General features: G+C 38.5%; 30 protein-coding genes and 1 pseudogene. 26 read left to right on the plus strand and 5 right to left on the minus strand.

The window, feature by feature from the left end; all coding sequences use genetic code 11:
- Window positions 1-18: 18 nt before the first annotated feature.
- From ABES52_RS12675 to ABES52_RS12715, 9 genes and pseudogenes are all read left to right on the plus strand, one after another.
- Window positions 19-228, plus strand: a pseudogene (locus tag ABES52_RS12675) (DUF1292 domain-containing protein); the annotation flags it as partial.
- Window positions 229-651: 423 nt separating this feature from the next.
- Window positions 652-1779, plus strand: a complete 1128-nt coding sequence (gene mltG / locus ABES52_RS12680; protein ID WP_429651520.1) for an endolytic transglycosylase MltG — start codon at window positions 652-654, stop codon at window positions 1777-1779.
- A gap of 224 nt (window positions 1780-2003) precedes the next feature.
- Window positions 2004-2660 carry an O-methyltransferase gene (locus tag ABES52_RS12685; protein WP_429651521.1) on the plus strand — a complete coding sequence of 219 codons (657 nt, stop codon included), beginning with the start codon at window positions 2004-2006 and terminating at the stop codon, window positions 2658-2660.
- Window positions 2647-3576 (plus strand): peptidase U32 family protein, encoded by a 930-nt coding sequence (locus tag ABES52_RS12690; protein ID WP_429651522.1) that lies wholly within the window; start codon window positions 2647-2649, stop codon window positions 3574-3576. The genes ABES52_RS12685 and ABES52_RS12690 overlap by 14 nt, the downstream gene beginning before the upstream one ends.
- Before the next feature lie 13 nt (window positions 3577-3589).
- Window positions 3590-4864 (plus strand): peptidase U32 family protein, encoded by a 1275-nt coding sequence (locus tag ABES52_RS12695; protein WP_429651523.1) that lies wholly within the window; start codon window positions 3590-3592, stop codon window positions 4862-4864.
- Between the two features lie 5 nt (window positions 4865-4869).
- Entirely contained in the window at window positions 4870-5505 is a 636-nt protein-coding gene (gene udk / locus ABES52_RS12700; protein ID WP_429651524.1) for a uridine kinase, read from the plus strand.
- Window positions 5506-5652: 147 nt separating this feature from the next.
- A complete protein-coding gene (gene greA / locus ABES52_RS12705; RefSeq protein WP_429651525.1) occupies window positions 5653-6129 on the plus strand; it encodes a transcription elongation factor GreA in 477 nt (158 codons plus the stop codon).
- Window positions 6130-6284: 155 nt separating this feature from the next.
- Window positions 6285-8027: a peptidoglycan D,D-transpeptidase FtsI family protein gene (locus ABES52_RS12710; RefSeq protein WP_429651526.1), complete on the plus strand. Its 1743-nt coding sequence runs from the start codon at window positions 6285-6287 to the stop codon at window positions 8025-8027.
- 72 nt (window positions 8028-8099) lie between these two features.
- Complete coding sequence (locus ABES52_RS12715; protein WP_429651527.1) at window positions 8100-8789, plus strand: YrrS family protein; 690 nt, start codon at window positions 8100-8102, stop codon at window positions 8787-8789.
- 9 nt (window positions 8790-8798) lie between these two features.
- On the opposite strand, the gene ABES52_RS12720 is transcribed toward ABES52_RS12715, so the two are convergent.
- The gene (locus ABES52_RS12720; RefSeq protein ID WP_429651528.1) at window positions 8799-9005 is read right to left on the minus strand and encodes a YrzA family protein; all 207 of its coding nucleotides are present in this window, start codon (window positions 9003-9005) and stop codon (window positions 8799-8801) included.
- A gap of 159 nt (window positions 9006-9164) precedes the next feature.
- On the opposite strand from ABES52_RS12720, the gene ABES52_RS12725 reads away from it, so the two are divergent.
- From ABES52_RS12725 to ABES52_RS12745, 5 genes are all read left to right on the plus strand, one after another.
- Window positions 9165-9803: a class I SAM-dependent methyltransferase gene (locus ABES52_RS12725; protein WP_429651530.1), complete on the plus strand. Its 639-nt coding sequence runs from the start codon at window positions 9165-9167 to the stop codon at window positions 9801-9803.
- A gap of 38 nt (window positions 9804-9841) precedes the next feature.
- Window positions 9842-10543 (plus strand): 5'-methylthioadenosine/S-adenosylhomocysteine nucleosidase, encoded by a 702-nt coding sequence (gene mtnN / locus ABES52_RS12730; RefSeq protein WP_429651532.1) that lies wholly within the window; start codon window positions 9842-9844, stop codon window positions 10541-10543.
- 73 nt (window positions 10544-10616) lie between these two features.
- Window positions 10617-11540, plus strand: coding sequence for a cysteine synthase A (gene cysK, locus ABES52_RS12735; RefSeq protein ID WP_429651534.1), 924 nt, complete (start codon window positions 10617-10619; stop codon window positions 11538-11540).
- A 1-nt stretch (window position 11541) separates the two neighbouring features.
- On the plus strand, window positions 11542-12678 hold the full coding sequence (locus ABES52_RS12740) for a bifunctional cystathionine gamma-lyase/homocysteine desulfhydrase (protein WP_429651536.1): 1137 nt from the start codon (window positions 11542-11544) through the stop codon (window positions 12676-12678).
- A gap of 131 nt (window positions 12679-12809) precedes the next feature.
- On the plus strand, window positions 12810-13046 hold the full coding sequence (locus ABES52_RS12745; protein WP_429651538.1) for a YrhC family protein: 237 nt from the start codon (window positions 12810-12812) through the stop codon (window positions 13044-13046).
- 604 nt (window positions 13047-13650) lie between these two features.
- Here the strand turns inward: ABES52_RS12745 and sigK are convergent.
- Window positions 13651-14379, minus strand: a complete 729-nt coding sequence (sigK, locus tag ABES52_RS12750) for an RNA polymerase sporulation sigma factor SigK (RefSeq protein WP_429651540.1) — start codon at window positions 14377-14379, stop codon at window positions 13651-13653.
- 337 nt (window positions 14380-14716) lie between these two features.
- Here sigK and ABES52_RS12755 point away from each other — a divergent pair, with 337 nt between their 5' ends.
- Window positions 14717-14875 (plus strand): hypothetical protein, encoded by a 159-nt coding sequence (locus ABES52_RS12755; protein ID WP_429651542.1) that lies wholly within the window; start codon window positions 14717-14719, stop codon window positions 14873-14875.
- Between the two features lie 42 nt (window positions 14876-14917).
- On the opposite strand, the gene pssA is transcribed toward ABES52_RS12755, so the two are convergent.
- Window positions 14918-15457 (minus strand): CDP-diacylglycerol--serine O-phosphatidyltransferase, encoded by a 540-nt coding sequence (gene pssA / locus ABES52_RS12760; protein ID WP_429651544.1) that lies wholly within the window; start codon window positions 15455-15457, stop codon window positions 14918-14920.
- 116 nt (window positions 15458-15573) lie between these two features.
- Here pssA and ABES52_RS12765 point away from each other — a divergent pair, with 116 nt between their 5' ends.
- Window positions 15574-16356, plus strand: coding sequence for a phosphatidylserine decarboxylase (locus ABES52_RS12765; protein ID WP_429651546.1), 783 nt, complete (start codon window positions 15574-15576; stop codon window positions 16354-16356).
- Between the two features lie 118 nt (window positions 16357-16474).
- On the opposite strand, the gene ABES52_RS12770 is transcribed toward ABES52_RS12765, so the two are convergent.
- Complete coding sequence (locus tag ABES52_RS12770; RefSeq protein ID WP_429651548.1) at window positions 16475-16618, minus strand: sporulation histidine kinase inhibitor Sda; 144 nt, start codon at window positions 16616-16618, stop codon at window positions 16475-16477.
- A gap of 369 nt (window positions 16619-16987) precedes the next feature.
- Here ABES52_RS12770 and ABES52_RS12775 point away from each other — a divergent pair, with 369 nt between their 5' ends.
- From ABES52_RS12775 to ABES52_RS12810, 8 genes are read left to right on the plus strand one after another with little or no spacing between them, the layout of a single operon-like run.
- Window positions 16988-17509 carry a YqeG family HAD IIIA-type phosphatase gene (locus tag ABES52_RS12775; protein WP_429651550.1) on the plus strand — a complete coding sequence of 174 codons (522 nt, stop codon included), beginning with the start codon at window positions 16988-16990 and terminating at the stop codon, window positions 17507-17509.
- Entirely contained in the window at window positions 17491-18612 is a 1122-nt protein-coding gene (gene yqeH / locus ABES52_RS12780) for a ribosome biogenesis GTPase YqeH (RefSeq protein ID WP_429651552.1), read from the plus strand. Before ABES52_RS12775 ends, yqeH begins: the two co-directional genes overlap by 19 nt.
- 15 nt (window positions 18613-18627) lie before the next feature.
- Window positions 18628-19461 (plus strand): shikimate dehydrogenase, encoded by an 834-nt coding sequence (gene aroE, locus ABES52_RS12785; protein ID WP_429651554.1) that lies wholly within the window; start codon window positions 18628-18630, stop codon window positions 19459-19461.
- A 2-nt stretch (window positions 19462-19463) separates the two neighbouring features.
- Complete coding sequence (gene yhbY / locus ABES52_RS12790; RefSeq protein WP_429651556.1) at window positions 19464-19757, plus strand: ribosome assembly RNA-binding protein YhbY; 294 nt, start codon at window positions 19464-19466, stop codon at window positions 19755-19757.
- 14 nt (window positions 19758-19771) lie between these two features.
- Window positions 19772-20350, plus strand: a complete 579-nt coding sequence (locus ABES52_RS12795) for a nicotinate-nucleotide adenylyltransferase (RefSeq protein ID WP_429651558.1) — start codon at window positions 19772-19774, stop codon at window positions 20348-20350.
- Window positions 20337-20909 (plus strand): bis(5'-nucleosyl)-tetraphosphatase (symmetrical) YqeK, encoded by a 573-nt coding sequence (gene yqeK / locus ABES52_RS12800; RefSeq protein WP_429651560.1) that lies wholly within the window; start codon window positions 20337-20339, stop codon window positions 20907-20909. The genes ABES52_RS12795 and yqeK overlap by 14 nt, the downstream gene beginning before the upstream one ends.
- Entirely contained in the window at window positions 20906-21265 is a 360-nt protein-coding gene (rsfS, locus tag ABES52_RS12805) for a ribosome silencing factor (RefSeq protein ID WP_429651562.1), read from the plus strand. The genes yqeK and rsfS overlap by 4 nt, the downstream gene beginning before the upstream one ends.
- The gene (locus ABES52_RS12810) at window positions 21262-22014 is read left to right on the plus strand and encodes a class I SAM-dependent DNA methyltransferase (protein ID WP_429651564.1); all 753 of its coding nucleotides are present in this window, start codon (window positions 21262-21264) and stop codon (window positions 22012-22014) included. Before rsfS ends, ABES52_RS12810 begins: the two co-directional genes overlap by 4 nt.
- A 95-nt stretch (window positions 22015-22109) precedes the next feature.
- Here ABES52_RS12810 and comER read toward each other — a convergent pair whose 3' ends face one another.
- Entirely contained in the window at window positions 22110-22934 is an 825-nt protein-coding gene (comER, locus tag ABES52_RS12815) for a late competence protein ComER (protein ID WP_429651566.1), read from the minus strand.
- An 83-nt stretch (window positions 22935-23017) separates the two neighbouring features.
- On the opposite strand from comER, the gene ABES52_RS12820 reads away from it, so the two are divergent.
- A complete protein-coding gene (locus tag ABES52_RS12820) occupies window positions 23018-23587 on the plus strand; it encodes a helix-hairpin-helix domain-containing protein (protein ID WP_429651568.1) in 570 nt (189 codons plus the stop codon).
- Window positions 23588-23655: 68 nt separating this feature from the next.
- A complete protein-coding gene (locus ABES52_RS12825) occupies window positions 23656-24123 on the plus strand; it encodes a ComE operon protein 2 (protein ID WP_429651570.1) in 468 nt (155 codons plus the stop codon).
- Window positions 24124-24127 lie beyond the last annotated feature (4 nt).

Genomic DNA, 24127 nt, shown 5'->3' on the forward strand with positions numbered 1-24127 from the left:
CACATTTAGTATAGAGCCGAATCTGATCAATTTAATAAGTCGTACGTTCTTTATTACCCAGTAGGTGCTGAAGAAGACGAAAACGAAGAAATCGAAATTATGGCATCTGCCTTCACACCTGGTGAGGACGATGACGGCGGCGAATTGCAGCCGATTGAAACGGAAGAAGAATGGGATATGATTGAAGAAATGCTTAACACATTTTTAGCTGAAGAAGATGAAGAATAAGAAACCGAATGGCCACTTCTAAAGTGGTCATTTTTGTTTGTTAAATGATGAAACGGTTGGTGAAAAAAATATAATTTGTAAATAACAAAAAAAGCTATGAAGTACATATTCCAATCATTAGGTGCAAAACATCCTCATTTTGGTGCAAAAGTAATCAAAAGTGGTACATAAAGCATTCTTATCTGATTTTTAATTCTATTTTTGGCATTGATGTGAAAATGAATGGAGTTATCTAAACAAGCTAAATCTTTAAACATCGCTGATACCTATCCTTTTTACTACGCTATAGATGGCATATCTCTTTTCATTTTTATGGAATTTTGATAAAAAAAGAATTTGGTCTAGCATGTGATCGATTTTATAGTATAATAGTGAAGATGAGTAAAGGAACGAATATCCCACTTTTTGGAAGGGGGAGCGGAGATGACAGAAAAGAAAGGTTATCGAGAGGAAATGTATAAAAAATTGCTTGAACGAAAAGAAGAAGCAAAAACCGTTCGAAAAATTGTTTTCTTTACTACATTAACGATCGTTGTCATAATGTTAGTGGTTGGCATTAGTGGATTTTGGTACGTGAATTCGGCATTAAAACCACTTGATGCGGATAGTAATAAGCAAATTGAGGTAGAAATTCCAATCGGTTCGAGTGTCACTACCATTGCGAACATTTTAGAAGATAAAGGAATCATTAAAAATGCAACCATCTTTCGCTATTATGTGAAATTTAACAATGAATCAGGATTTCAGGCGGGAACATATGCATTATCTCCGTCAATGACGTTACAACAAATTATTAAGAGTTTAAAAACAGGAAAAGTATATCAAGAAGTAAAATGGAAACTAACAATTCCTGAAGGGTTGCAGCTTGTTGAAATTGCCGCAATTATTGCGGAAAAAACGAATCAAAAGAGTGAAGACGTTTTTAGTCAGTTGAATGATCCAGAATTTATTAAGAATATAATGAACAAATATCCAGCATTATTAACGGAAGAAATTTTAGATGAAAATATTAAATATCCTCTTGAAGGGTATTTATTCCCAGCAACGTATCCAATGTATGAAGACAACCCTACAGTAGAGGAAATTGTCGATATCATGTTAGAAAAAACCGTAGAAGTTATTAGTGAATATGAAGATGCAATAATTGAGCGGAATTTATCCGTACACGAATTGTTAACGATAGCTTCTCTTATTGAAGAAGAAGCAACAGCTAAAGCTGACCGTCAAAAAATAGCCAGTGTTTTTTATAACCGTTTAGATGCCGAAATGCCATTACAAACCGACCCAACGGTTTTATACGCCTTAAACAAACATAAAGATCGAGTGTTATACAAAGATTTAGAAGTACAATCCCCGTATAATACGTATATTCATAAAGGCTTGCCGCCGGGTCCGATTGCGAACGCGGGGAAAATGTCCATTGAAGCTGCTTTGTTCCCAGCGGATACGGATTATTATTACTTCTTAGCCAACGCAGAAGGAGAAGTGTTCTATTCCACTACTCTTCAAGAGCATAACGAATTAAAAGCGAAATATATTACGAATAACTAATAATTGATAAGAATATGGAAAGAAATATTCGCTTTCCATATTCTTTTATGTTAAAATAGATAAAGTATGTTCCAAAAGCGTATTTCACAGATGTATGGTAAGTAGAAAGCGACTCCGCTTTCTCTTTTTCATGTTTCTATACCTGTGAGCGCTTTTTTTCATGTGATTATCTTTTAACTAAAACCGACAACTTTCCCAGTTTAGGGAAAAAGGAGGATGTTGTCGTGAATCAAAGGATAGAGTCGTACATCGCTTCCTTCATTCGTGAGAAGTCGTCCTTATTTTTAGAGATGGAACAATATGCTAAAGAACAAAACGTCCCAATAATGGAGTCGGTTGGGATGGAAGCATTGCTACAGTTCCTTCGTCTTCAACAGCCCAAAACGATTTTAGAAATCGGGACGGCCATCGGTTATTCGGCATTACGAATGGCCTATGCCTTACCTAACACAACCGTTGTAACCATTGAGCGGGATAAAAAACGATATGAAGAAGCTCTTTTATATATTCAACGTTCAGATGCTAGCGATCGGGTAAAACCTATTTTTGGGGATGCCTTAGAAGTGTTCGATACTGTGAAGGAATGGGGCCCTTTTGATGCGATTTTTATCGATGCAGCGAAAGGGCAATATCAAAAGTTTTTTGAGTTATATGAACGACTTTTAACATCAGAGGGAAGTATATATTCCGATAACGTGTTATTTAAAGGCCTAGTCGTCGCCGAGGAATTCGACAATAAGCGAATCAAGCAATTAGTAAAAAAAATTAGAGCCTATAATGAATGGTTAATGCACCATCCTTCGTATCATTCGATCATTCTTCCTGTAGGTGACGGGATTGCAATAAGTAAAAAAAGAGGTGGAAGCAATGAAAAAGCCTGAATTGTTAGTGACACCAACGTCAGTAGACGATATTCTGCCGCTTTGCGATGCAGGAGCAGATGCGTTTGTCGTTGGAGAAATGCGCTACGGGTTACGATTAGCAGGTGAATTTTCTAGAGAAGATGTAAAAAAAGCGGTTGAACTTGCTCATAGTCGTGGAAAAAAAGTATACGTTGCAATGAACGCGATCTTTCACAACGATAAAGTCGATGAACTAGCTGACTATGTAAAATTTGTCCAAGAGATTAACGCGGATGCGATTATTTTTGGTGACCCAGCGGTGTTGATGACCGTTCGAGAAGTAGCGCCAAAAATGAAGCTGCACTGGAATACAGAAACAACTGCGACGAACTGGTATACATGTAATTATTGGGGAAGAAAAGGAGCTAAACGTGCTGTTCTTGCGCGTGAAATTAACATGGATGCCATTTTAGAAATTAAAGAACACGCGGAAGTAGAAATCGAAGTGCAAGTGCACGGAATGACGTGCATGTTTCAATCGAAGCGGACGTTACTTGGTAACTATTTTGAATACCAAGGAAAAGTGATGGAAATCGAAAACCGAAAACAAAATAAAAACATGTTCTTACACGATAAAGAACGTAATAATAAATATCCAATTTTCGAAGATGAAAACGGTACTCATATTATGAGTCCAAATGATATTTGTATCATTGATGAATTACAAGAGATGATCGAAGCCGGCATTGATTCTTTTAAAATTGACGGGGTTTTAAAAAGCCCTGAATACATTATCGAAGTAACAAAACTTTATCGACAAGCGATTGATACATGCGTAGAAGACGTCGATCGTTACGAAGAGATAAAAGATGAGCTTTATGCAAAAATTGAAGAAATTCAACCGGAAAATCGTCCGTTAGATACAGGTTTCTTCTTTAAAGAAACGGTGTATTAAAGGAGGGTCAGAGATGACGGTAGTAAAAAATGATAAAATATCAACCATTGTTGATGGAAAACGGGTCATTGTCAAAAAACCAGAGCTACTCGCACCAGCCGGCAGCTTAGAAAAATTAAAAATTGCCGTTCATTACGGTGCTGATGCGGTATATATTGGTGGACAAGAATATGGGTTACGCTCCAACGCTGATAACTTTACGTTAGAAGAGATGAAAGAAGGAGTGGAGTTTGCTAATAAGTACGGAGCAAAAGTGTACGTAACAACTAATATTTATGCCCATAACGAAAACATTAACGGATTAGAAGAATATTTAAAGGGCATTCAAGATGCAGGGGTAACGGGAATCATCGTCGCTGATCCCCTCATTATTGAAACATGTCGTCGGGTCGCTCCAAAATTAGAAGTCCATTTAAGTACGCAACAATCCCTTACTAACTGGAAGGCTGTTCAATTTTGGAAGGAAGAAGGACTTGAACGTGTTGTATTAGCGCGTGAGACCAGTGCAGAGGAAATTCGTGAAATAAAAGAAAAAGTGGATATCGAGATTGAAACGTTCATTCATGGAGCGATGTGTATTTCTTATTCCGGTCGCTGTGTATTAAGTAACCACATGACAGCACGTGACTCTAACCGTGGTGGTTGCTGTCAGTCTTGTCGCTGGGATTATGATTTATATGAATGGAACGACGGAAATGAAATTCCGTTATTCTCTGAAAACGACGCCCCATTTGCAATGAGTCCCAAAGACTTAAAGTTAGTGGAATCTATTCCAAAAATGATTGAGCTCGGTATTGACAGTTTAAAAATCGAAGGTCGTATGAAATCAATTCATTACGTAGCGACAGTGGTAAGCGTTTATCGTAAAGTAATCGACGTTTATTGTGCTGACCCAGATAACTTTAAAATTAAGAAGGAATGGTTAGAAGAATTAGATAAATGTGCGAACCGGGATACGGCTCCGGCTTTCTTTGAAGGCGTCCCAGGATATCAAGAGCAAATGTTCGGGGTTCATGGAAAGAAAACAAAGTACGACTTTGTCGGACTTGTGTTAGACTATGACCCTGAAACACAAATGGTGACATTGCAACAACGTAATTACTTTAAGCCGGGAGACGAAGTCGAGTTCTTCGGTCCAGAAATCGAAAACTTTACGCAAGTTATTGATACGATTTGGGATGAAGATGGAAATGAACTTGAGGCTGCTCGCCATCCATTACAAATCGTGCGCTTTAAAGTGAACCAACCAGTTTATAAATACAACATGATGCGAAAGGAGAACCGGTAAGAAAGATGAATCGTAAACCCGTAGTCATTGGTGTAGCGGGCGGATCGGGGTCCGGAAAAACGAGTGTTACAAAAGCCATTTATGATCATTTTCAAGGTCATTCCATTTTAATGCTGGAACAAGATTATTATTATAAAGACCAAAGTCATTTACCATTTGAAGAACGGTTAAAAACGAACTATGATCATCCGCTTGCTTTTGATAACGATTTGTTAATTGAACATTTACATCAATTATTACAATACAAACCGATTAAAAAACCTGTGTATGACTATAAACTGCATACCCGTTCTGACGAAGTTATTCATGTTGAACCAAAAGATGTGATTATCTTAGAAGGCATTTTAGTATTAGAGGACGAAAGATTGCGCAACTTAATGGATATTAAGGTGTATGTTGACACTGATGCAGATATTCGCATCATTCGACGGTTACAACGGGACATTAAAGAACGCGGACGAACAATGGAATCGGTCATTGACCAATACATTAACGTCGTTCGTCCGATGCATAACCAATTTATCGAACCGACAAAGCGTTATGCCGATATTATCATTCCTGAGGGTGGCCAAAACCATGTCGCTATCGACTTAATGGTCACAAAAATTCAAACAATTCTTGAACAAAAAGCATTTTTGTAATACGATATCATAGATATCAAATATAAATAAGTGAGAAAGATTGTTCATTTCGTTGCGCGCCCTCCTTTTGGGGACGCGCAAAAACTTATATTTCGTTCCGTTTATTTTACATAGGCGAACAATTTGGATGAAGAGGAGTGAATAGTTTTGTCTAACGAAAAAGTATATCCAATGACTAAAGAAGGTAAAGAGAAATTAGAACAAGAATTAGAATACTTAAAAACGGTTAAAAGAAAAGAAGTAGTCGAGCGTATCAAAATTGCGCGCAGTTTCGGAGACCTTTCCGAAAACTCTGAATACGATTCAGCGAAAGAAGAACAAGCGTTTGTTGAAGGCCGTATTTCCACTTTAGAAACAATGATTCGAAATGCGAAAATCATTGAAGATGATGAGCTTAATTCAGATACCGTTTCCCTTGGTAAGTCCGTTACGTTTGTTGAATTACCAGACGGTGAAGAGGAAACATACACGATTGTAGGTAGTGCAGAAGCCGATCCGTTCGAAGGCCGTATTTCGAACGATTCCCCGATTGCGAAAAGTTTACTTGGTCGTAAAGTAGGGGAAGAGGTAGTTGTTCAAACACCAGGCGGTGACATGACTGTCAAAATTATTGCTATAAAATAAAGGAAGCATTTGCGTGCTGAACTTACGATGTTCAGCACGTTTTTTTATTGTCTCTTTTTCTCTCATGATTATTACGAAGGCAATTCGTCAACAATGAATTTGAGGTGTTGCTTTTGAGACGACGAATGGTCATGTTGGGGTGTTGTTGTCTACTGATGATTGTTACATATCTTGGAAGGTTAGCTCAAATTCAATTATTTCAAACAGAAGACTTTTCCAAGCATCATATTAACTTATTAGAAGCAAGTGTCCGCCAACGAACTCAACAACTAATTATTGACGAGGGACGAGGGGCCTTTTTAGATCGCTATGGTAAGCCTATAACGTATGACGAATTTACCGTTTTAATATTGTTTCCGTTTTTACGTCAATTGAATTGGGAAAAAGAAAAGGTAGCTCAAATTTTACAGCTACCAGTAGAGACGTTAGAAAAGCAAGTGAAGGAAGCAAAAGTACCGTTTGAATTAAAACATCCAAAAACGGAAGTTCCGTTTTCGCTTACGGAGGAGCAAATGCAGCAAATCAATGCTCTAGAAATTCCTGGGGTTTTTGCGATGATCAAAAAATATCCGAAAAAACAACATATCGCCCAACACTTGATTGGAATTACTCGACAAACCAATCAACCGCTACACGAAAAATATCCGGATAAAAATGTTAAACAAGCTGCCCAAATTGGAATTTCGGGGTTACAATTAGCTTTTGATGAGTTTCTCATTGCTGAACAAGAGACGAAGCTGTTGTATCATGTAGATGGAGAAGGGGACCCGTTGTTTGGAATTGATGTAAAGCTACTCACTCCATCGAACCCGTTTTATCCTGTCAATGTACAAACAACCATTGATGTTGACATTCAAGCGAAAGTAGAACAATTAGTTGATTTCCACGGCGTGACTGAAGGAGGGCTTGTCCTTTTAGATGTTCAGACGAATGAAATTTTAGCCATGGTTTCACGTCCGAAAATGAATTTAGCTGATCCTTACGAGAACAACAGTATTGTAAATCGGATGATAACGTCCCTTCCACCAGGCTCAATTTTTAAAACGGTGGTGGCTGCGGCAGCTGTAGAAAGGGGAGAGCTTTCAGAAGGAGCAACATTTAATTGTGATCTTGATATATATGGAAAAAAAGACAATCGTGAACTTGGCATGCTTACCTTTGATGAAAGCTTTGCTCAAAGTTGTAACCGGACGTTTGCTTTGTTAGCGAAACAATTCAGTAAACAAGACCCCCAATTTTTTGACACTTATGCGGAAAAATTAGGGCTATTAGGTCCTGTTGGTTGGAGAGGCGATTTGTTTCATTTTTCTTCCTTTCAACCGCTCATAAGAGAAGAAAAAGGACAACTTTTTTCAAAAGAGGACGACCGTAACGATGCCAATTTCATCGCCCAAACCGCTATTGGCCAACACGATGTTCGAGTAACGCCATTAGCGGTGGCCAATATGATGGCGACTATCGCTCGTGGTGGAATACAAATGGAGGTCATGTCGGTAAAAGGAATTAAATACAAAAATGGAACCACGATGAAGACATTACAGCAACAACGTAAAGAAGCTTCCATATCGTCGATAACCGCCTCCCGTCTACAACATCTGTTACGACAAGTGGTTACAAGTGAAAAAGGTACCGGACGATGGCTAGCTTCAATGCCTTATGAAGTAGCCGGGAAATCGGGAACGGCCGAGACAGGGATGTTTGTGGAGGGGCGTCAGCTTTATCATAAATGGTTTGCAGGGTACTTTCCTTTTAATGAACCGAAATATGCGTTAGTTGTTGTTAATATGAATGTACCGGAAGATAAAGGTAGCGTCATTCCTCTTTATCAAGAAGTTGTTCAATTTTTATACGATTGGGACCACAATAATACGCTTTCGGAACCACAGTTACTTGAATAATTGTAACACTTTGTCCATTGTTTCTAAAAGACATGGTACAATAGAGACGAGGAAAATGGGGGAGGAGAGTTCATGGGAAAATATATAGATGAATTAGGACCACGTTCTTCACGCCGAGCACGGCGGAGAAAAACGAACAGAGTTTTAAATATTTTAATTGGAATTGTTCTTTTATTTATTTTGTTGATTGGAGGTTCGCTATTTTGGAACAACACTGACGATGAACGAGCCGATTCGGCCACAAAACTAACAACGAAAAAAACGAATGAAGAACAAACGAAATCCAATAGCGATAACCGATTAACAAATGACGATACGGAGAATGCTGCAACAAAGGAAGATAAAACGACAGATACCGTTAACTATGAACCAAAAGATGATGTTGAAACAATGGATGATCAAGACGTTATTGTCACGGAGGGAAGCGACGATCCGAATGTCATTCAAACCGTTGTCAAGGCAAACTGGGAACCGATTGGAACAAACCAAACCGGAGAGCATGTATCATCGTATGATAAAGATTCGCTCGATTGGGAAGAAAAGCTCCAAGCTATTGCGTATGCCCTTGGGGTCGCAGTAGATGAGATGACCGTTTGGTATGTCGAAAACGGGGGTTCACCTCATACGGCAATCGGTACGATAACGACATCCCAATCTTCCGATGTGTATCGTGTGTATATCGAATGGGTTGACGAAAAAGGTTGGAAACCAACAAAAATTGAATTGTTAAAAGAAAATGATAAAGCCAATGGAGAAGACTAATCCATTGGCTTACTTCTTCCTTTTAAAATGAACAACGGCCGTATAATATTTTCGTCCATCGGGATCAAATTGAACTTGGTGGTGAACTGAGTGAACCATTAACATAATGGCTTTATTATGGTCAATTTGCTCATTAATCTTTTTTTCTAATGTTTTTAAATCATACGCTTCAAAAAATTCCACTTTGTCCTCAAACAAATCTAATTGAATATTCATTTTCATCCCTCCGTCTTTATTTTACCGATTGTCCACTTTGTCACCAATATTTTTTTGTTGCCCAATGTTTTGGAATATGGTACATTGAGAACAGTTTAACTTTTAAATTCATACTAAATTTATAGGAATTGTTAGTATATAGGTAAGGAGTGTATTCCTATGGGACGTGAATTTTTAGATATTTTTCAACAATGGGCGGAATCATATGATGAGACTGTTTCAGGTCATGATTTGGAATATGAAAAAGTGTTCGAACACTATGAGGATATATTAACGAAAACGGCTGATCGTTCGTTTGGTACGGTACTTGAATTCGGTCCTGGTACAGGAAATTTAACTTTGAAGCTGATCGAACGTCAACGTAAAGTCATAGCCGTTGAGCCATCTCTGGCAATGCGCAAAAAAGCGGAAAAAAAGCTTCAAGGAAAAGCGATATTGTTAGATGGGGATTTCTTATCGTTTGAAGTAAACGAACACATTGATTCCATTGTGAGCACCTATGCGTTCCACCATTTAACGGATGAAGAAAAAGCGAAAGCCTTTGAATTGTATGGAAAGATGTTAGCGAAAGGTGGTAAAATAGTCTTTGCCGACACGATGTTCGAGTCAAAAGAAGCGTACGAAGAGACGATTCAACAAGCGTTAGCTAACGGATTCCATAACTTAGCAGAGGATTTGCATCGTGAATATTATACAACTCACGAAGTGTTACGTTTGTTAGCGGAACAAAACGGCTTTTCGGTGACGTTTGAACGTTGCAATGATTTTGTTTGGTTAATGGAAGCGGTGAAACGGTAATCCATGTTTCAACATTTTTACAGAAAGAGGTTGTAGTCATGAAAGTAGCCATTATCGGTGCAATGGAAGAAGAAGTACAATTACTTCGGAATCATATTGAAAACCGGACAGTAGAAACGATCGCCGGCTGTGAATTTACTTCCGGTGAGATGAACGGAGTGGACGTTGTTTTATTACGTTCAGGAATCGGAAAAGTAAATGCTGCTATGTCAACGGCTATTTTGTTACACCATTTTCGTCCAGATGTAGTCATTAATACTGGTTCAGCTGGTGGTTTTGACCAGTCGTTAAACGTAGGGGATGTCGTGATTTCGACGGAAGTACGTCACCATGATGTAGATGTGACAGCATTCGGCTATGAATATGGTCAAGTACCACAAATGCCTGCTGCTTATGTGGCAGATGAAAAATTAAAAACGATTGCGATTGAATGTGCAAAAGAAATGTCAGACATTCAAGTGACAAGTGGATTAATTGCCACTGGTGATTCATTTATGAACGACCCGAAACGGGTAGAGTATATTCGCGACAAGTTCACCGGTTTACAAGCGGTTGAAATGGAAGCGGCGGCGATTGCCCAAGTGGCGTACCAATTCAATGTCCCATTCGTCATTATTCGTTCATTATCTGATATTGCAGGAAAAGAATCGAACGTTTCGTTTGAACGATATCTAGAAAAAGCAGCAGTTAATTCGGCTAACCTAGTCATGAAAATTATTGCTACATTAAAAAATGCTTAACAAGTAAAAGGCCTACTCTAAGGCCTTTTACTTTCATCGTATCGCGAACGGTGTTTTGAAGGGGGACTAGAGTATGAAAGTCTATCAGAGCGTTCATGAACTAATTGGACATACCCCGGTCATTGAACTACATCATTTTCCAAAGCCAGAAGGGGTTCGTATATTTGCAAAACTTGAATACTTCAACCCAGGTGGGAGCATAAAAGACCGTTTAGGACAACAATTGCTTAAAGATGCGCTCGAATCAGGAAAATTAAAACCAGGTGGAACCATTATCGAGCCGACTGCTGGCAACACAGGGATAGGCTTAGCGCTAGCAGCAGTGAATTCTGGAATTAAGGTTATTTTTTGTGTCCCGGAAAAGTTTAGTATGGAAAAACAAGAGTTAATGAAAGCGCTAGGTGCGGAAATTGTCCATACCCCGACAAATAAAGGGATGAAAGGGGCAATTCAAAAGGCGAAAGAGCTTGCGGAACAAATTCCAAACAGTTATGTTCCTCAACAATTTGCTAACCCTGCCAACCCGGAAACATATTATTTAACGCTAGGACCTGAGTTATGGGAACAGCTCGACGGACAAATTGACATCTTTGTCGCAGGTGCCGGATCGGGTGGTACATTTATGGGAACGGCTCGGTACTTAAAAGAAAAAAATCCAGAGATAAAAACGGTTATTGTGGAACCTGAAGGATCTATTTTAAACGGCGGGGAACCTGGTCCACACAAAACAGAAGGAATTGGCATGGAATTTTTACCAGCCTATATGGATCCATCTTATTTTGATGCGATTCATACCATTTTAGACGTCGATGCCTTTGACCGAGTCAAACAACTAGCAGAAAAAGAAGGTCTGCTTGTAGGTAGTTCTTCTGGTGCGGCGCTTCACGCAGCGTTAATTGAAGCAGAACGTGCCAAACCTGGTACGAATATTGTCACTATTTTTCCAGATTCTAGTGAACGTTACTTGAGTAAAAAAATATACGAAGGTGGGATGTAACATGCGTCCAAAAACAAAATTAATCCACGGTGGAATTTCTGGAGATCCGCATACGGGAGCGGTTTCTGTTCCAATTTATCAAGTAAGTACTTATAAACAAGAAGGTGTAGGCGGCCATAAAGGATTCGAATATTCTCGTACGGGGAACCCAACTAGACATGCGCTTGAAGAATTAATTAAAGATTTAGAAGGTGGCGTACGCGGTTTTGCGTTCGGTTCAGGGATGGCGGCTATTACAGCTGTTATGATGTTGTTTAATAGCGGAGACCATGTCATTTTAACAGACGATGTGTATGGCGGAACGTTCCGTGTGATGACCAAAGTATTAAACCGCTTAGGTATTGAATCGACATTTGTTGATACGAGCGATTTAGCCAATATTGAAAAAGAAATTCGTCCAAATACGAAAGCAATTTATTTGGAAACACCAACCAACCCATTATTAAAAATTACGGATATTAAAGCAGCGGCACGCCTTGCAAAACAACATGGCTTACTGACGATTGTCGACAACACGTTTAGCACACCATATTGGCAAAACCCAATTTCATTAGGTGCCGATATTGTTCTTCACAGTGCGACGAAATATTTAGGTGGTCACAGTGATGTGGTCGCAGGCTTAGTTGTCGTTAACAATGAAAAACTAGGAGAAGATCTTCATTTTATTCAAAATTCAACCGGTGGCGTTCTTGGTCCACAAGATTCATGGTTACTGATGCGTGGAATCAAAACATTAGGTGTACGCATGGAAGAACATGAGGCCAATACGCAAAAAATTGTGGAATTTTTAAGCGAACATCCAGCCGTGACTAAAATTTATTATCCTGGATTAGCGACACATCCAAACCATCATATTGCGAAAGAGCAAGCGCGCGGCTTTGGCGGCATGGTTTCCTTCGATGTCGGCTCAGCGGAAAAAGCAGATCAGGTATTAAATAAAGTGAAATTTTTTACGTTGGCAGAAAGTCTTGGAGCTGTTGAAAGCCTAATTTCTGTTCCAGCAAAAATGACCCATGCTTCTATTCCGAAAGAACGCCGCGAAGAACTTGGTATTACCGACGGATTAATTCGTATCTCCGTAGGATTAGAAGATGTAGAAGATTTAATCGAAGATTTAAAACAAGCTCTTGAAGTATAAAACGAAAAAACCCCTCGATGTTTGTTCATCGAGGGGTTTTTTATGCTAAAATTACCGTTATTTACTTACAAAAAATAGGAGGGAACTATGATAAAGTAGAATAAGAGGATACAAGAAAGATAGGTGATCGGATGGAAACAAAAGTTAAACAATTAAAAGAAAAAATGATTGATTTTCAACGATTCGGATACATTTTATTAGCTTTAAGCGTGTTCCTTTATTTAGGAGTCGTCATTCCAATGGAAGGAAAAACGACTGGCGATGACATTTGGCTCATGAGTGGCACATTTTTAATAATTTCCTTAGCGGGTTGTTGTTTTAACTACTCGTTAAAATGTAAAAAACAACTTCAACATTTAGAGGAGTAGCATACAACGTCAGGAGATGGCGTTGTTTGTTTTTTATTGACGGTGGGAACCTTTTCTAACTGAGCTAGATTGATATGTTCATAATGCTATAAGGTCTGGTTAATACCCGAGTTGAATGTCGATTCTATGAGCCCAAATACGGGTGGTACTGCCATTTTGTAATCTTTAGTTCTAAATCAATACACTTATGTGCCAAAATAGAACTTTTATGTGCCAGAATCATTCCTCTATGTCCAATTAATGAAATGTTCACAACCTTGCCACAAAATCGTTACCGAATGTTCACTTTTTCACAATGTCGCTTCAAGCAAATCATGCTATCTTATAAATAGATGGTGATTTCCAAACAAAGGAGTGAATAAAATGTTTGCCATCGTAATCGGTTTAGTGCTTTGTACCGCCATCGGTTTAGTCATTACTGCTGAAGTAAGCGCTGAAATCGAAACAAATTAAATCGATTATCCAAGCTAAACATTACCCCCTCTTTCAGCTGCCGTACAAGGCAGTTTTTTTGTTTAGGACATTTTGTGATAAGAAAATTGTTAAAATTGGTAAGTAGTTTAAAAAAATCTTACTAAAAAAAGCCCTTCTTCGTCGAAGGACTTTACGAATCACTGTTATTTTGGTTTTTGCGCTCTTTTTCAGTACGGTAGAACTCATGAAACATTTTCATTAATGCTCGCTTTTCAATTCTCGACACATAACTGCGGGAAATTCCGAGCTCTTTTGCAATTTCGCGTTGTGTTTTTTCTTTTTGTAAATCCAAGCCAAACCGGCCGATAATGACTTCTTTTTCCCGCTCATCAAGCACGTCAATATATTCCTTCATTTTTTCCAGTTCCATATTTAATTGAATCGTATCAATCACGTCTTCGGAATCGGATTTCAGGACGTCAATTAATGATATTTCATTTCCTTCTTTGTCTTGACCGATTGGGTCGTGTAAGGAGACATCTTTTTTCGTTTTCTTCAAGGCGCGTAAATGCATGAGAATTTCGTTTTCAATACACCTAGCTGCATAGGTTGCTAGTTTTGTTCCACGGCCTTCAGAAAAGCTTTCTATCGCTTTGATCAATCCAATCGTACCAATGGAAATTAAATCTTCTGTATCTTCTCCTGTATTTTCAAACTTTTTTACGATATGAGCGACTAAGCGTAAATTATGCTCGATTAAAATGTTTCGTGCTTCTTCATCGCCTTTTGCCATTCTCTTTAAATACCTTCTTTCTTCTTCTGAGGACAACGGCTGAGGAAAGGCATTATTTTTGACGTAGGATACTAAAAATACAAGCTCTTTCATAAATAAGCCTATGGCTGTAAAGAAACCTGCCACGTCTTCACCCCCCATGAGGACTTTTGCTATAATTCATATGTATGACAAGAAAATAGTATTTTGCTAGTCCTTAAGAAAAAGGGGGAATCTCCTTGCGATGATCTTTCAACCTGATTATTCGTTTTCCTGTTCCATGGCATTTTTGACAAACGGTTCGAAAAAGGAAGTATTTTTTTATCTTTCCTGCACCGTTACATATCCGACATAAAATAACAACTTTCAACCATCTATCACCTTCTATATTAATTTCATGAACGGAACCTGTGAGAAAAGCCTAAACGAATAAAAAGGTACATACATACGATATAAATAACACGTTAATAAAGGGGGAACATTCATGCGTTATCCATACGGCCCTGGTTGTTATCCATATCCATATCCGTATCCTTGTTATGGTTATAGGTATGGTTATGGAGGATGGTACTTTGCATTGGTGGTTGTATTACTCATTTTGCTGCTTATTTTCGGTTTTGGTCGATTTAACTGGAATTGGTAAAAATATAAGGAAGGTACGAGGGGACGCCCAGAAGCGTTCCCTCTACATTTTTTTTAGTTTAAAAGTACTAATCATTAAAAATGATAACACGATGGAGATGAATAGAATCATTTGAGGCGGAATATAAGGGATGATTAAGTACGTTAATGTTAGGAGACAACCTGCAGCAGTAATAGGAAGGCCGGTAAAATAGCCATTTTGCTCCGTAATGTTAAAACGGGCTAGACGAAAGGCTCCACACCCGATATAAAAAATAGTGAAAAATACGCCAGGAAATCCGAATTCGGCGAGCACTCCTTGATATAATAAGAGAGCGGGCGCGACACCGAACGAAATTATATCGCACATCGAATCTAACTGCTTTCCGAGTTCCGATTCAATTTGCAGCTTTCGGGCAACACGACCATCAAAACGGTCAGCTAATGCCGCTAAAAAAATGAGAATGGTACTTAAATTTAAATTACCGTTTAGCCCTACAATAATTGCAAAACAACCCAAACATAAATTGAAAAGCGTCAATACATTGGCTGTTTGGGATTTTAGCTTTTTGATTGTATGATCAACAACTTCCGAAAAAAACAATTACCCCACCTCTTTTCTAAAAGAGCCTTATAATTTTATTATATAATATTTAATTATATGACGGAAATTCCTTTTAGTTAAGGGACATTTTTCTTGAATCTTTGGAGGGAACATCATTGAAAAAATGGATATATCGTAGTTTTATCGAACTAACAAACCAGCGCTTTGTTTCATACGGATTGTATAAATTTACACGTTCCAGAATGAGCAAATCTTTCATCCGTTCGTTTGCACGCTATTATCGAATAAATGCGGTAGAAATGGAAAAGAGTATGGATGATTATAAAACGTTACATCAGTTTTTTGTCCGGAAGCTAAAAAAGGGAACTAGGCCCATTTCATCGGAACCGATGAGTGTTGTTAGTCCCGTAGATGCGGTGATTGTAGATGTAGGAAAGGTTACCCCAACCAAAGAAATCTTTGTGAAAGGAAAAACGTATTCCATTAGTGAAATGCTCGGCAGTGAGGAAATAGCAGAACGCTATCGTGGTGGAATGTATATCATTTTTTATCTAAGTCCTGGTCATTACCATCGGATACATAGTCCTTTCACAGGAGATGTAATGGAACAATGGAGTCTAGGGGGATTATCCTATCCAGTGAATAAATATGGTTTAAAATATGGGAAATCGCCATTATCAAAAAATTATCGTCGGATTACCGAATTAAAGCATTCCCAAGGAAGCATCGCCATTGTAAAAGTAGGAGCGATGTTTGTTAACTCCATCCATATTAGCAACCCAAATAAACGGTGGGAAAAAGGGGAGGAAATCGCCTATTTTTCATTTGGGTCAACAGTTATTTTACTGTTTAACGAAGAAACGTTCCAACTAAGTTCTGAGATTAACGTCCCTATGGATGTGAAGGTTGGACAAAAAATTGGTACAATAATATGTTAGAAAAATAAACATCCCTGCGTAGATCGCAGGGATTTCCATTACAAATTGCTCATTAGGAATGAAATTAGAATGGGACGGAAATAGGGAGAGTGGATTTGATACTACTTTTTTGAGTCAATTATGAAGAAGTTGCCATAATTTTGTGGGACAACGAGCGACGATGTATTTCTTTTTCAATTAATTGAATAAAATCTGGACTTAACTTTAAGGCTCTTGCTTTAAAATAAGCTTCAATGAGTAATTCATCTGACAAATGTTTCATAGTTGTCGCTCACCTCCAAAATAAATATTCTCAAACGTTTGTTAAGTACATATACTATAAGGTTGCCTTACTGTATCTTAACTCTATCAAAAGATCGAATAGAGAACAAGCGTTCCGTTATCCACAAGGAATCGTGGATAAATTGTGGTTAAGTTGTTAATAAATAGAAAATAATCCCGTTTATCCTTGTGTGCATTGTGAATAAAATTATCCACAAGTTGGGAACGTTGTGAGGTTTGTCGAAAAATTTTTATTTTTCTTTTAGTTGACGGTTGTAATACAATTATGGTTATGTTGAAACTGCCGAATAATTACTGAATATGACGTGAATTTTTTCAAAAACATTGTAAAATATTGAGGTGTCAAGTTGTGCTTAAACAATTTCTTCCGAATGAATATGTGAAGAGTATTTTTCATATAACACCAGAGGATTTAAAAGATCGGGGAATTAAAGGAATTATTACCGACTTAGATAATACGCTAGTTGAATGGGATCGACCGGAGGCTACTCCGGAATTAATCAAATGGTTCGACGCCATGAAAGAAGCGGGTATTGCTGTCACCATTGTGTCAAACAATAATGAAAAACGTGTAAAGGCTTTTGCAGAGCCACTTCATATTCCATTTATTTTTCAGGCACGAAAGCCGATGAGACAAGCATTCCGCAAAGCATTAGCCATTATGAAGTTAAAAAAAGAAGAAGTGGTCGTTATCGGTGACCAGTTGTTAACGGACGTTTTAGGTGGTAATTTGAGTGGATTTTATACAATTTTAGTCGTTCCCGTTTCCAAAACAGATGGAACGTGGACAAAAGTGAATCGAAAAATCGAACGCCAAATAATGAACTTTTTTAGAAAAAGAGGAAAGATTCAATGGGAGGAAGAAGTGTGAAAGAGGAACTATTGACGTGTATCGGATGTGGGGTTCAAATTCAAACGGAACATGAAGGAGAATTAGGGTATACCCCACCATCTGCTTTAGAAAGAGATCCAATTTTATGTCAACGATGTTTTCGCTTGAAGCATTATAATGAAGTCCAAGATGTGTCATTAACGGATGATGACTTTTTGAAAATTTTAAATGAAATTGGTCAATCCAATGGTCTGGTTGTTAAAATCGTTGACATTTTTGATTTTAATGGAAGTTGGTTAACTGGCCTTCATCGTTTTGTCGGAAAAAATCCGATTTTATTAGTTGGAAATAAAGCAGATTTACTACCGAAATCGGTGAAACATACGAAGTTGATCAACTGGATGAAATATCAGGCGAAACAGCTTGGTTTAAAACCAGTGGATGTATTACTCGTTAGTGCCTCTAAAGGACATGGGATTAAAGAAGCCATTCATACTATTGAACAATATCGAAATGGCCAAGATGTTTATATCGTTGGGTGTACGAATGTTGGAAAATCTACATTCATTAATCGGATTATTAAAGAAATTACAGGAGAGCAGGATTTGATTACGACTTCTCATTTCCCAGGAACGACGTTGGATATGATTAAAATTCCGCTTGATGATGGAAAAGCGTTAATTGATACACCAGGAATCATTAATCATCATCAAATGGCTCATTTCGTTGATAAAAAAGATTTGAAAGTTATTACGCCGAAAAAAGAAATCAAACCGAAAATTTTTCAGTTAAATCCTAAGCAAACGTTATTTTTCGGTGGTTTGGCCCGTTTTGACTTCATTCAAGGAGAACGGCAACCGTTTGTTTGTTACTTATCGAACGAATTACATATCCACCGAACAAAGCTTGAAAATGCCGATGCATTGTATGAAAAACATAAAGGCGAGCTATTACAACCACCGCGAAAAGAATATATGGATTCGGTTCCAACATTGGAACGGTTTGAATTTACCATTAAAGAAGCAAAAACAGATATTGTCTTTTCCGGACTTGGTTGGGTTACTATAAATCAATCAGGGGCGAAAGTGGCTGCTTATGTACCAAAAGGCGTTAGTGTGATGGTAAGACGTTCCTTAATTTAGGGAGAGGTGGTTCAGTTGACATTATTGTACGGAGTCATTGGCGATCCCATTCGTCATTCCATGTCTCCGCTCATGCACAATGATCAGTTTCAACAGATGGGGTTGGATGCGTATTATCATCCTTTTCATGTGAAAAAAGAACATTTAAAAGAAGCCGTCATGGGCATGAAAGCATTAGGCGTTCAAGGCTTCAATGTAACGATTCCGCACAAAACTGCAATTATGAATATTTTGGACGATATTGATCCTTTAGCAGAAGCGATTGGGGCAGTCAATACCGTTGTTCGGGATGGAGAACGTTTTGTTGGGTACAACACGGATGGAGTTGGGTTTGTTCAAGCATTAAAAGAAGATTATCGTTCAGAATTAACGAATGAAAAAATTTTAATTATCGGAGCAGGTGGCGCTGCCCGGGCGATTTATTACACTTTAGCAAAGGAACGACCTCTCCAAATCGATTTGGCGAACCGGACGATTGAAAAAGCGGAAAAACTTATTATGGCCTGTCCGTTTCCGGTGCAATCATCCGCTTATTCGATTCATGAAGCAGAAAAGAACTTAGCGGACTACACAGTGATTGTCCAAACGACATCCATCGGGATGTATCCGCAGCAGGATGCACTTCCTATATCCTTAGAGCGGGTAACCAAACAAACGTTTTTATCTGATATTGTCTACAACCCGTTGCAAACGAAGTTTTTACAAGAAGGGGCGAAAAATGGGTTGGCCACTCAAAATGGTGTCGGGATGTTTGTTTATCAGGGAGCACTTGCCTTTCAGTTATGGACAGGAAAAATACCAAACATTAAACGTATGAAATCAATCGTGATTCAACAATTAGGAGGATGAACATGTTAACAGGTAAACAGAAGCGTTTTTTACGTTCTAAAGCCCACCATTTAAATCCCATTTTTCAAGTAGGGAAAGGTGGAGTAAATGAAAATATGATAAAACAAATCGCCGATGCGTTAGAAGCTCGGGAATTAATTAAAGTAAGCGTCCTACAAAACTGCGAAGAAGATAAGCATGATGTAGCTCATGAATTAGCTCTAGGAGCACAAGCTGAATTAGTTCAAGTTATCGGTAATACGATCGTTTTATATAAAGAGTCAAAAGAAAATAAACAAATCGAATTACCAACATGATGAAAGGAAATACAATGAGTAAGCGAATTGGCATATTTGGCGGAACATTTGACCCCCCTCATATTGGGCATTTAATCGTAGCCAATGAAGTGCTAAATCACTTAAAGTTGCACGAAGTACGGTTTATGCCTAACCATACGCCCCCTCATAAAGAAAAAGCTAATGGTGTGACGAATGACCAACGAGTACAAATGGTACAGCTTGCCATTAAACACCATCCTCAATTTTCTTTAGAATTATTGGAAATAGAACGGGGTGGCAAGTCGTATACCTATGATACAATCGTTCAACTGAAAGAAAGAGAACCGGAAAACGACTTTTATTTCATTATTGGAGGGGATTCGGTTGAACATTTAACCCAATGGCATCGCATCGAGGAATTAGTTTCATTAGTTCAATTTGTTGGTGTTAATCGACCAAACTATTCCTCTTCAAGGTGTCCTTATCCCCTTATCACCATTGAAATACCTGAAATCGGAATTTCTTCGTCAGAAATACGTAACCGACTTCGACACGGTCAAACGGTAAAATATTTTTTGCCTGACGAAGTAAACCAGTATATAAAGGAGCATCGGTTGTATGGAGCGAAATAAGGCGCTATCCATTGTGAAAGAGCAACTAACTGAAAATCGATACGAACATACTCTCGGTGTGATGGAAACAGCAATACAATTAGCTGAACGGTATGGTGCGGATGTGAAAAAAGCGGAACTAGCAGCCATTTTTCACGACTATGCAAAATTTCGCAATAAAGAGGAAATGAAACAAATAATTATTAACCAACAGATGGATGCTCGCTTACTTCAGTTTCATCATGAATTGTGGCATGCTCCCGTTGGAGCTTATTTAGTTCAACAGGAAGTAGGGATCACGGATGAAGAAGTATTGTCGGCTATCCGCTACCATACAACTGGTCGGTTAGGCATGACGTTACTTGAAAAAGTCGTTTATTTAGCAGATTATATTGAGCCGGGGCGACGTTTCCCAGGAGTGGAAGAGGCTAGGGAAATCGCTCGTCATAATTTAGATGAAGCAATGATTTTCGCTCTTCGAAATACGATTACGTTTTTAATGCGGCAAAATCAGCCGATTTTTCCCGATACGTTTGAAACGTATAATGATATCATCATGAAGAAAGGGGATACGAAATGAAAAACGACCGACAATTATTGTTAACTGCAGTGAATGCAGCGGATGATAAAAAAGCGGAAGATATCGTCGTACTGAATATGAAAGGCATTTCCTTGTTAACGGATTATTTCGTCATTTGTCACGGAAATTCAGATAAACAAGTTCAAGCCATTGCAAGAGAAATAAAAGACAAAGTGGAAGAAAAAGGATATACGGTTAAACGACTAGAAGGATTCGATGAAGCAAAATGGGTATTAGTGGACATAGGAGATGTGATTGTTCATGTCTTCCATAAAGATGAGCGAGGTTATTACAACCTTGAACGTTTATGGGGAGATGCCCCTATTGAAGATGTGAAAAGTGAGCTGAACTTATGACCTATCGACGTTTTGCCTATATATATGACGAATTGATGAAAGACGTTCCGTACGATCAATGGGTAAAGCTTGTCCAACAAGTAACACAACGGTACGACATACCCGGACGGGATTTATTAGATGTAGGGTGTGGCAGTGGGGAGTTAGCCATTCGTCTAGTCAAAGAAGGTTGGAACGTCACTGGAGTAGATTTATCGGAGGATATGCTCATCGTAGCCCAGGAAAAAGCAGCAAAATTCGGTATAACGTTACCGCTTTTTCAGCAAGATATGCGAGAACTGGACGGATTAGGAACGTATGATGTGATAACAATTTTTTGCGATTCGATAAATTATTTAGCGACCGAACAAGATGTGCAACAAACGTTCCAACATGTCTATCGCCATTTAAAACTGAACGGATGGTTTATTTTTGACGTTCATTCGATTTATAAAATTATGCAAATTTTTATGAACGAATCGTTTACATGGAACGGAGATAAAATATCGTATATTTGGAATTGTTTCCCTGGTGAAGCCCCTAACAGTGTTGAACACGAGTTAACTTTTTTTGTGCTAGATGAAGCCACTGGGTTATACGAACGGTTTGATGAAGTGCACGTACAGCGAACGTTTTCGACATTAACCTATGAAAAATGGTTGGAGCATGCGGGATTTCATATCGAAGCGATTGTTGCTGACGAATCGTTTGAACCAGTTTCTGACACGACGGAACGAGTATTTTTTATCTGTCAAAAGAAAGAAAGGTAACACCGAACAACAATGGTTCGGTGTTTTTTTAATCGTTAATGATTTTTAAGAAATATCATTCATGAAGAAGGAATAGAGAATAACATGTCGAATAGTTATAAACAACCGAACTGGTTTTGTACCAATTCGAGATCTTCCTCAAATTTTTTATGAGTGACTTGAAAAAGACGTTCAAACATTCCTTCACTGTCTTTTGCAAGAACTTTTATACCTTCCCCAGTCACACCGCCTTTCACACATACCTTTTCCTGTAATGTAGGTAAAGAATAATACCCTTTTTTTATCAATTCCCCTAGACCAACGACCATATGCTCCGCTAGTTGAACTGCAGTTTCTCGATCAATAGCCGTTTCTTTTACCGAAGCTTCCACAAATTGCTGTAGTAAAAAACTAAAGAAAGCCGGCCCACAACTAACAATGTCTGAAGACACTCTTGTGATATGTTGGTCAATTAAGAATGGGATAGAAATATGCGAGAGCAATTCGAGTAAAGTTTCCCGCCAAAAGGTAGAACAATTTTCACCAAATGTGACTAATGATACACCGGCTAAAGCCCGATTCGTAATACTCGGAACGACCCGGGCACACGAACAAGGTATTTTCGCTTCTAGTTGACTGACACTAACAGGACTAGTGATGGATACGACGCATTGGTCCCTTCGAAATTGGGATTGATACTTTTCCAATAATGGACATATATCAGGTGGTTTAACACAAATAAAAATTAAATCGCTTTGTTGAATGAGTTCTTTATTGGAAGGGCAAACGTTCACTTCAGGTATACGGTGTTGAAGCGCACGCGCTTTTTCCTCAGTTCGATTGTAAAGAAGCAGTTGCGAAGGAGAAATGGCTTTTCCATCCACGAATGATTCCACCAAAATACTGCCCATAGTCCCTGTACCAATGATTCCTAATTTCATCTGCATCCCTCCTTCAATGCGGTTCTTCTCATAACAACATATGTATCAAATTGACAAATTATGCTTTCGAGGTGATGAAAATCATGGAAAGGCACTGGAACAAGAAATATGTGAAAATCGTCTCGGTTGTCGTTGTCCTTTTTGTCTTGATAAGTATTGGATGGAAACAGTTTCATCATGTTCCCCCTGAGATGGAGACGATACTAGAAGAAAACAAACTAAAGCCGGAGTCATCCGGAGTAAACGTGTTCATGGTCGATGTGAAAGGTGCTGTCCATTCGCCTGGTGTATATGAAGCAAATGAGGGAGAGCGAGTCTTTCATGTCATTGAACGAGCGGGTGGAATGACAGAAGATGCGGATGTGTCAAAGGTCAATTTGGCGTTAAGAGTGACAGATGAAATGGTTATCAACGTTCCAACTATATGGGGCAGTATGGAGAGTCAAGAGAGCAGTAACAGAAAAATTAATTTGAATTTTGCTGATGCGTCCCAATTAACCCAACTCCCGGGAATCGGTGCAAAAAAAGCTGAAGCGATTATTGCTTATCGCGAAGAGCATGGTCCTTTTCGTTCCATTGATGAGATTAAAAATATTTCAGGCATTGGTGAACAAACCTTTGAACAAATTAAGGAATTAATTACCGCTCCTTAAGTGTGTTTGACGGAGGAAAAGACAAAGGATACACTAAAAAAAGAAAAAATAGGATAAGGAGATTGAACATGGAGAGGATTTCTTGGGATCAATATTTCATGGCTCAAAGCCATCTTTTAGCCATGAGAAGTACTTGTACGCGGTTAGCGGTCGGAGCCACCATTGTTCGCGAAAAACGAATTATTGCTGGGGGATATAATGGTTCCATTGCAGATGGAGAACATTGTATCGACGTGGGGTGTTATGTGGTTGACAACCATTGCGTTCGAACCATTCACGCTGAAATGAACGCCATTTTACAATGTGCCAAATTTGGGGTACCGACGGAAGGTGCCGAAATGTACGTTACTCATTTTCCGTGTTTACCATGCAGTAAAGCGATTATTCAAGCAGGTATTAAAGCGGTTTACTATGCGAATGATTATAAAAATAATCCGTATGCCATTGAATTATTTGAACAAGCAGGAGTTGTTGTTCAACACGTTCCTTTAAAAAAAGATATTTTTCACTCAATGATTACCCAATTGAATGGGTAAGGAG

It is taken from the genome of Aeribacillus pallidus (assembly GCF_050478865.1).
Lineage (GTDB): Bacteria > Bacillota > Bacilli > Bacillales > JACDOC01 > JACDOC01.